The organism is Pedobacter sp. 05L430, from assembly GCF_056397585.1.
Genome location: NZ_JBFTNT010000181.1, coordinates 1 through 8,657, shown reverse-complemented (window position 1 = coordinate 8,657; position 8,657 = coordinate 1). Strand labels below are relative to the sequence as shown.

Annotated in this window: 6 protein-coding genes; 1 reads left to right on the top strand and 5 read right to left on the bottom strand. The window is 38.0% G+C overall.

Annotated features, from left to right (window positions below; translation table 11 throughout):
* From bioD to AC1DG9_RS18880, 3 genes are all read right to left on the bottom strand, one after another.
* The coding region (bioD, locus tag AC1DG9_RS18890; RefSeq protein ID WP_477635037.1) for a dethiobiotin synthase at nt 1-424 on the bottom strand (424 nt) is incomplete at its 3' end.
* Nucleotides 417-1,553, bottom strand: a complete 1,137-nt coding sequence (locus tag AC1DG9_RS18885) for an aminotransferase class I/II-fold pyridoxal phosphate-dependent enzyme (RefSeq protein ID WP_337714878.1) — start codon at nt 1,551-1,553, stop codon at nt 417-419. The genes AC1DG9_RS18885 and bioD, both read right to left, overlap by 8 nt.
* 21 nt (nt 1,554-1,574) lie before the next feature.
* The gene (locus AC1DG9_RS18880; RefSeq protein ID WP_172663295.1) at nt 1,575-2,351 is read right to left on the bottom strand and encodes an XRE family transcriptional regulator; all 777 of its coding nucleotides are present in this window, start codon (nt 2,349-2,351) and stop codon (nt 1,575-1,577) included.
* 135 nt (nt 2,352-2,486) lie between these two features.
* On the opposite strand from AC1DG9_RS18880, the gene AC1DG9_RS18875 reads away from it, so the two are divergent.
* Entirely contained in the window at nt 2,487-2,837 is a 351-nt protein-coding gene (locus AC1DG9_RS18875) for a GIY-YIG nuclease family protein (RefSeq protein WP_172663294.1), read from the top strand.
* Between the two features lie 63 nt (nt 2,838-2,900).
* Here AC1DG9_RS18875 and AC1DG9_RS18870 read toward each other — a convergent pair whose 3' ends face one another.
* Both AC1DG9_RS18870 and AC1DG9_RS18865 read right to left on the bottom strand, forming a co-directional pair.
* The gene (locus AC1DG9_RS18870) at nt 2,901-6,020 is read right to left on the bottom strand and encodes a basic secretory protein-like protein (RefSeq protein ID WP_477635036.1); all 3,120 of its coding nucleotides are present in this window, start codon (nt 6,018-6,020) and stop codon (nt 2,901-2,903) included.
* A gap of 40 nt (nt 6,021-6,060) precedes the next feature.
* Complete coding sequence (locus AC1DG9_RS18865) at nt 6,061-8,523, bottom strand: penicillin-binding protein 1A (protein WP_172663292.1); 2,463 nt, start codon at nt 8,521-8,523, stop codon at nt 6,061-6,063.
* Between the last annotated feature and the right edge of the window lie 134 nt (nt 8,524-8,657).

The window sequence follows — 8,657 nt, the reverse complement described above, 5'->3', positions numbered from 1 at the left end:
GTAAGGTATGGTTAATGCTACCAAGGTAGTTCTGAGAAACTACAATAACCTTTGCATCAAGTGATTTGATCAGGTCGCATATAAGTTCCTTATCGTTCAATGGTACCATTAAACCTCCCGCGCCTTCAATAATCAGACTGTTATCCGTTATCGGTTTTTTTATAGAATCAGTGGTAATGTGAACACCATCTATTTTGGCCGACAAGTGGGGAGAAAGTGGCTGGCCGAGTCTGTATCGTTCAGGGTGTATAACTGTTTTGGTATTGCTTATCAGGTTTCCAACAAATAAGCTATCGCTTATTTCCAGATCCCCTGACTGAATGGGCTTCCAATAATCTGCCTGTAGTTTTTCTGTTAATATTGAGCTTACAATTGTTTTACCAATACCGGTTCCTATTCCGGTAATAAAATATGTATTATTCATGTTCTTTTAATAATATGAGTTGGTCTACAAGCATCTTAATCTCTTCATCGGTATTAAACAGATGTAAGCATATCCTTAGCCGCTCTTTGCCTTCTGCAACGGTAGGGCTTAAGATAGCACGAACATCTATACCTTTATTTTGTAATGTTTCGGCAGCAAATTTAGCTTTTTGGTTGCTGTTGTATATAATAGTTTGTATTGTACTTGGGCTTGGTTGAATATCCTGAATGCCCGAGTTGCTAATTAAGCGTGAATACAAAGCTATTTTCTCTGCAATTAATGGGCGGTAATCTGTATCAGTCAGCATTTGGTAAGCACTTCTTATAGCTGCAATAGCATGAATAGGAGCTGCTGTAGAGTAGATGAAGGAACGTGCAAAATTGATGAGGTAGTTGCGTAATGCACGGCTTCCTAATACAATTGCCCCATGGCAGCCCAATGCTTTGCCAAAAGCAACGATGCGTGCAAATACTTTATTTTCCAGGCCCGCCTGCTGTACTAACCCCCGTCCATAATTCCCAAAAATACCCAAAGCATGCGCTTCATCAACAATCAGGTTTGCCTCATATCTTTCACACAGGTTATTTATTTCAGTAAGTGGCGCAACGTCACCGTCCATAGAATAAACACTTTCTACAACCACATAAACATTTCCTTTTGCAACTTTTAGTTTGGCTTCAAGGTCGTTAAGATTGTTATGTTTAAAGGAATATCGGTTGGCATGAGTTAGTCGGGCACCATCTATAAGACTGGCATGAATCAATTCATCAGATATAATGGTATCGCCGCGCTGTGCTAAGCTTGAAATAAGACCTACGTTGGCATCGTATCCAGAATTAAAGACAAGACCATTTTCTGCATTATGGAAGTCAGCAATAAAAGCTTCAGTCTCTTCAGTAAAAGCATGATTGCCACTTAGCAAACGAGAACCTGCAGCGCCATTACCATAATGTGGCATATGCAATAAAGTCTCATTGATTGCATTTTTTAATTGAGGCGATCTTGCAAAGCCCAGATAATCATTAGAGCAAAAATCAACAGGGAAAATCTTTGCAGATAATTTCCTTAATGAGCCTTTTTCTGTTCTGTTGAGTAGCCTTTCGTTTATGAATTGCTCAGCTTTATTCATTTAGTGCTGTTCTGGGGCGTATTAGTTTTTGTTTAGCTGTGATATAGATTTTTGCATTTGAGACATCATATTTGTTAGCGTTTCAATAGTAGGTTCAGGTGTAGGGTCGGGCAGGGTAGATGAAATATAAGCTTTTGCTTTCCATATTTCAAGAATATCTTCCGCTGCTATGGTATAAGGATCATATACTTTATTGTCTGAGATTAACTTCAGTTCTTTGTTTTCTTTAAAGCGGTTGCCGGCTCTTTTATAAACCACACCTTCATTCTTGCTCACAATAACATAGGTTTCGCCAGTTTTTACATCATTCCAGTTATCCATATATTCCCCTAATATTACGCTTCCCGATTGGATAGGTAACATAGAATCGCCAACGATTTCGAAAGCTCTGAACGTTCCTTGTTTTAGGAAGGGCAATGGCAATTGAAATTTGGGAAGGTCTTTAATATACTGTGGATCTGCGAAGCCATTTAAATATCCGGCGCTAGCTTTAACAGGAACCATCTCGATGTTCTCATTGTCGTCTTTGTCGACAGATATACTTAGTATCCTAAGGTTCGAACCCTGGCTTTTTGGTTTGGGTTTCCAGCTGTCGTTTATATTTTCATTGATAAATTCATCTATAGTCAGTTCAAAATATTCTGCTATTTTCTTTAGTAAATCATATTTTGGTTCCGCTCTGTCCTCTTCGTAAGCACCAATCAATGATCTTTTAATTTCCATTGCATCAGCGAATTGCTGCTGTGTGTGGCCTTTTTTCTTTCTTAAGTACTTAAGGTTGGATGAAATATTTGACATAAAATAAAAATTTAAAATTTATTTGTTTTTACTAAAATAGTTAGTATTATTGTGCCAATAAAGTTAGTATTATTTATTTGAATATCCAAAAGGAGTACTAATTAATTTAGTTAATAATAATTTAAGCTTAAGGCCATGAAAAAGTTCGTATACATTGTAACAGACAGAAACCGTACTAGTTTACACGTTGGAATGAGTTCTGATTTAATTAAGACGCTGGATTTCTACAAGCAAATGCCTTGCTTGTTTTTTGATAGCAGTCAACAACTTACCAGATTGGTGTATTTTGAAGAATTTAAAACAGAAGCACAGGCTTTAAGCAGATTTAAAATAATGAGCAGATTCACCAGGATGCAAAAGGAGCGGGTTGTGAGGTCATGTAATCCTGATTGGGTAGATTTAACGATAGGGTTGGATTTTGAGCATATCATTTCCAGCAAGAAGCTGATCAATCAGGTTAACCTGCCATTTACTATGTACTCTTAAAACAAAAAAGGCTCGAATAGATATTCTATTCGAGCCTTTTTATACGATCATTAAATAACAGTCTTACCAACCAGGAGCAAATGTTAAACCAAAAACACCGGCTTTAACATCTTTACGTTGGAACGGGAAAGCATAATAAGGTTCCAATACAAAGTAACCAAATACATTCACCCTAACGGAAACACCGGCACTTAGTGCTGGTACTCTTTCAGCAGGTTTGCCGTTTGGCAATAACACACCATTAGGCTGGCTTTTGAAAGATACTTTTGAATCTTCATCCCATGCTAATCCTGCATCAAAGAACAGGTTTAAATCAGTAAATAAAAACTTAGAAGGTATTTGAGCTAACTTTTTAGGGCCTGTAAATGGTAGGCGGACTTCAAAGTTCACTACTGCTATCTTACTTCCAGATAGCTGATTGATATCGAAGTTCCCTCCTAAATCATTACTCTTATACATAGAGTTCGCTTCGTAACCTCTTATTAAATACGGATATCCTGCATACAATGGGTATAGGTTTTCGCCATCTCTTCCAATCCTGATGTAGTTATAAGTTCTGGCTGCAAAGGTGAAAGGTTTAACACGCACATATTTCCTTAAATCAACCGTGATGGCCGAGAAACTGTAATCGCCAAAATATTGCTCGGCTCCAACTCTATATCTAAATCCATCAAGAGGAGAGGTTACCCCCATAATAGAGTTATCGCCAACAAATGATGCATTAGCCTGGAAAATAGTAAATGAATTAAATGGTATACCTAATTCCTGCGAAGCCTGATCTGTTGGTATTTTTTTCTTTTCAGAACCAAGATAGTATGAGCCTGTTTCATCATAATAATTACTTATACGATCTATGCGGTAACTATAACGAGAAAATGCGCCGCCAAGTTCAAACCTATGTACCTTATTAAATGGATATGCACCAAATAACTGCATCTGATCTTCAAATGTCCGTATCAGATTTGTTCTGTCATTTATAACATTTAGCTTACTGCCATCACTCTGATCAATTTGTTCTGCCGCAATGTCTCTAAAACCAGTAATGTATGGGATGTGCGACAATGCAAAACCCCAGTTAATTCTGCTTTGCTGGTTAATATAACCTACAAGGCCACCAAAATCATAGATTTCGCCGTTTACAGACAAGTTGGCTATGATCTGATTTTTACCTAAAATATCGCTGAACATCCCTACAATACCACCCTGAACTCCAGTTCCAAATCTACTGGTTGAAACCCCAACGCCGCTATTGGCCAGATAATCAAGTTTGAACTTTGGTTTGTATGGAACCAGTTTCATGGAATCAGTAAGGGTTTTTTCAAACTTTTCAAAGTTTCCAAGATTAGAATTTACAATGTCAACCCCGGTGTTTTCCATTGGAGGTAATATCGCAGCGTCGAAATTCACTTCATTTACATCAACCGGTCTTGATTTGAAATTGCTGACAGGAGAGTTGTACAAAGTATATCTTTGGTAGCGATAGTAGCTATAAATAATGTCGTCGTTTCTCGAAACTGAAATAGCTGGCGAGAATTCGGTAACACCACTAATACCGGTAAAGTAGTCGGTAAGTTGTTTTGCGGTATTATCGCCAAGATTATATTCATATAAATTCCTGAAACCATCTCTGTTAGATAAGAAGAATAACCTTTTGCTATCGCCAGAGAACTGCGCATTTAAGTTGTTTGCACCAGGGAATACAGGTACATCTGTTAACGACTTACTTTCAATATCATATATTGAAAGGTTGATCGGGTGTACAGCATTGCTGCTGTTTTTCATCATTGAAGCTCTATCTGAGGAAAAAACCAGTTTTTTTCCATCAGGAGAATAACTAGGTGCATAATCAGAATAAGCATCATTGGTAATCGGCGTTACCGTTTTCGTTTTGATATTGTAAGTGAAAATATCGCTCTGTCCCTCAACCATTCCAGAGAATGCAATATCATCTCCATTTGGTGCCCAGGTAAGGTTTCCAAACTGCTCAACATTACCCATATCCGTTCTTAAAGCAACGCTTCCATTGTCAACATTGATCACCATCAATTGGTTTTTACCTTTACTAAAAATACTAAAGGCAAACTGCTTACTATCCGGCGACCAAGCACCTGCAGATTCCAGAAAGTTAAAATCATCAATATGCGAATTGGCTAMCTGACTACTTAGCTTTCGCATTATCTTTCCCGTCTTGGCATCCGCTAAAAAGAGATCTATGCCAAATAAGTCTTTTTCTGAAAGGAAGCAGAGGTATTTTCCGTCAGGACTGATTGCAGGAGCCACGTTCATATTTCCCGCATTCTTGTTGTCGATAATTTTTGTACCGCTGATCTTGATCTGAGAACTATCAGACTTTAACATTGGACGGTAATGCGATTCTATCGCATTTTTCCACAGTCCTGATAACGTATTGTCATCATATCCGAAGGTATATTTTAATCCATTCTCATATCCAAATCTTGCTGTGGCTTTAAACAAAGGAACAATAGTCGTATCGCCATAAACAGAACCTACAAAAGTCCAGAATGCTTGTCCGTAACGATACGGAAAGTACTTATTAGAATTGGTAAGGTCTTTTAATGAAGGAATATCTCTGTTTAATAACGCATCCCTCATCCACATTGAGGTAAAAGCATCGGTTTTACCAACAGAAAGATATTCTGCCATACCCTCAATCATCCATAAAGGAATCTGGCTAATGTTTTCCAGACCAATAGAATCTTTCTCAAGCAGGATATGGTATTGAAAAGCGTGAACCAACTCGTGACCTAAAACGTGTCTGGTTTGGTTATTCAGCTCCATTACAGGCATAATTACCCTGTTCTTAAGCGCCTCAGTAACACCGCCTGTACCCACCCCAATTTCACCCTGTAAAGCAGTAGTCTGCTGGAAATCAGGGTGGTTATTGTAAAGGATTATCGGATTCTTTTTAAGGAATGTATCTCTGAAGATCTCCTGATGCATTTTATACCATGTTTCCGCATCCTGTGCGAATTTCTGGATCATCTTTTCATTTTTAAGATAATAATAAAGCTCAAAATGTGGAGTTTGCAGCACCTTAAACTTCTCATTTTTATACCGCACCTTGTTCTGTCCAAAGTATTGAGCCTGAACGGAAACAGCCGATATCATTAGGAAGACCAGCAGTGGAATTAGCCTTCTCAAAAATGTAGAGTTCATGATCATAGTATGACTATTATTGGTTATAATTTATAAATATTAAAAACTACTGTTGTTCGTTTTTCTTTCTCTCTTTTTCTTTTTCCTTTTCTTCCTGCCGCTGCTTTCTCTTTAACTGACGCTCTTCTTTTTTAGTTAGGGGAGCTTCTGTGGCTGGTTGTGGTTTAGCAGGTTCAGGTGTTTTATTTTCTTCGGGCTTAGGAACTACAACATCCTGTTGAACAGGTTGTGTTTCTTCAGTTGCAGGAACATCAAAATTTGTAGAATCTACAGCCATACTGTCGGTACTTGTTGTGTCAACAGTATATCTAGGTGTAGGGCAATCAATATCCCTGGTAATTTTAACTTTCGATTTAGGGAAAGGTCCCATTGTATATCCGGTACTTTGATCCTTATAAACCTTTTCCATAAATTTTGCGAAAATAGGCAGGGCAGTTCTTGAACCTTCACCGGTTTCCCCGTTTTTAAAGTGGGCCGTACGCTCGTCGCAGCCAACCCAAACACCCGTGACCAGATCCTTAGTAACCCCCATATACCAGGCATCAACATAATCAGATGATGTTCCTGTTTTGCCACCAATCTGGTTATTGTTTTTCCATAAATCCCATTCCCAAAGCGCCTGCGAAGTTCCACCAGGTTCTTCCATACCACCTCTAAGCATATACAACATTAACCAGGCTATTTCTTCGGTAAGTGTTCTTTTTGTTTTCGGCTTAAATTCTTCAATCACATTGTCATCCAGGTCAGTAACCTTTTCAACAAGGATCGGCTCTGTTTTGATACCACCATTTAAAAAGGTCCCATAGGCTTTAACCATTTCATAAACAGTTACATCATTTGGCCCAAGGCTCACAGAAGGTACAGATGCCAGGTGACTGTCAATACCACATTCATGTGCCCATTTTACCACGTTTTCCGCTCCTACTTTTTCAGTAACCTGAGCAGTAATGGTGTTTACTGATTTAGCCATGGCCCAGCGCAGCGACATTTCGCGATAGCTATTGCTCCAATCTGCATTTCTTGGCTCCCAATATTCTGTCTTTCCATTTTCCTGGTAAGAGATACGGACAGGTTTGTCTGTAAACTTATCACACGGACTCATTCCTGATTCCAAAGCTGCTAAATAAGCAAATGGTTTAAAGGTAGAACCCGCTTGTCTTTTAGATTGATTTACATGGTCATATTTAAAGAACTTATGATCAATACCACCAACCCAAACTTTAATCTTCCCATTAAATGGATCCATGGTCATCATTCCGGTATTCATTATTTTACCATAATACCTGATGGAATCCATGGTCGAAAAGAGTGTATCTCTATCGCCTTTCCAAGTAAAGATTTTCATTTTCTTTTTCTTGTTGAAATAAGCTTCTACAGAATCAGGAGAATTGCTGAATTTCTTTTGAAGAAGCGCATAAATGGGTAAGTTTTTCTTCGCACGTTCAGGATAATCTACTTTTTTCTTTTCCGAATCTTCCCATGGATCTTCCGTGCCCCAAACGTTATAAAATCTTTTCTGAATAACTTTCATCTGCTCTGAAACAGCTTCCTCTGCATATTTTTGCAGTTTAGAATCTATTGTGGTATAAATTTTCAGACCATCCTCATAAAGGTCATAACCATTATCTTCACACCATTTTTCCAGATACTTATCCACTGCAGCCCTTAGGTAAGAATCGCCGTCACTGCCTTCATCAATACGTCCTTCTTTAAGCTTTATTGGTTTGTTTTTGAAACTATCCAGCTGGGCAGCATTGATGTAATTGTATTTATTCATTTGAGCCAAAGCCACGTTGCGTCTTTCTAATGCTCTATCAGGGTTTTTTATAGGGTTGTATAAGCTGGTACCTTTTAACATACCTACCAATAAGGCCGATTCCGGTATATCCAGTTCGTTTGTCTGCTTATCGAAGTATATTCTTGCAGCTGTTTTTATTCCATAAGCATTGTTCCCAAAAGAAACAGTATTCAGGTACATGGTTATGATGTCGTTTTTGGAATAATTAGATTCCAGTTTAACAGCCGTAAGCCACTCTTTAAGTTTGGGTATAAGCGTCCGCAATAGCGGGATATGACTTAAAAGTCCTTGCGATTTATTGTAACGTGTGCGATAAAGATTTTTTGCCAACTGCTGAGTAATTGTACTGGCACCTCTTTTATCGCCGGTAGCGGTAGATATCCCGCTTGATAATAAGGATCTAAAATCGATGCCCATGTGGCTGTAAAAGCGTACGTCTTCAGTTGCTACAAGTGCATTAATTACACTTGGTGCTATTTCATTAAAATTTACCGGAGTACGGTTTTCTTTGTAATAGCGGCCAATTAATTTGCCGTCGGCTGTGTATAATTCTGAGCCTACACGAAGGGTAGGGGCTTTTATATCTTTAGAGGAAGGAGAATAACCAAATAACCATAAAAAGTTAAGTTGCAACGCACAAAAGAAGATAATGATACAAAAAAGAACTATGCTCGAATAACGGATGTACTTATTGCGAATTTCTTTAAACATGTGATAAAGATGAAAAAAAACGTAAAACTGTTAGTGTTAAATAGTGTTAAAACTTGCAATGCAAATAAACACAATTAATTAATAAACTGGTTGATTTGATATTTCAAGTTGCTTTATTCTATTTAGCGTATAAT

Bases quoted from the DNA above. Each gene is read 5' to 3' on its own strand.
- AC1DG9_RS18865 (WP_172663292.1), bottom strand. From the start codon at position 8,523: ATGTTTAAAGAAATTCGCAATAAGTACATCCGTTATTCGAGCATAGTT.
- AC1DG9_RS18875 (WP_172663294.1), top strand. From the start codon at position 2,487: ATGAAAAAGTTCGTATACATTGTAACAGACAGAAACCGTACTAGTTTA.
- AC1DG9_RS18885 (WP_337714878.1), bottom strand. From the start codon at position 1,553: ATGAATAAAGCTGAGCAATTCATAAACGAAAGGCTACTCAACAGAACA.
- AC1DG9_RS18880 (WP_172663295.1), bottom strand. From the start codon at position 2,351: ATGTCAAATATTTCATCCAACCTTAAGTACTTAAGAAAGAAAAAAGGC.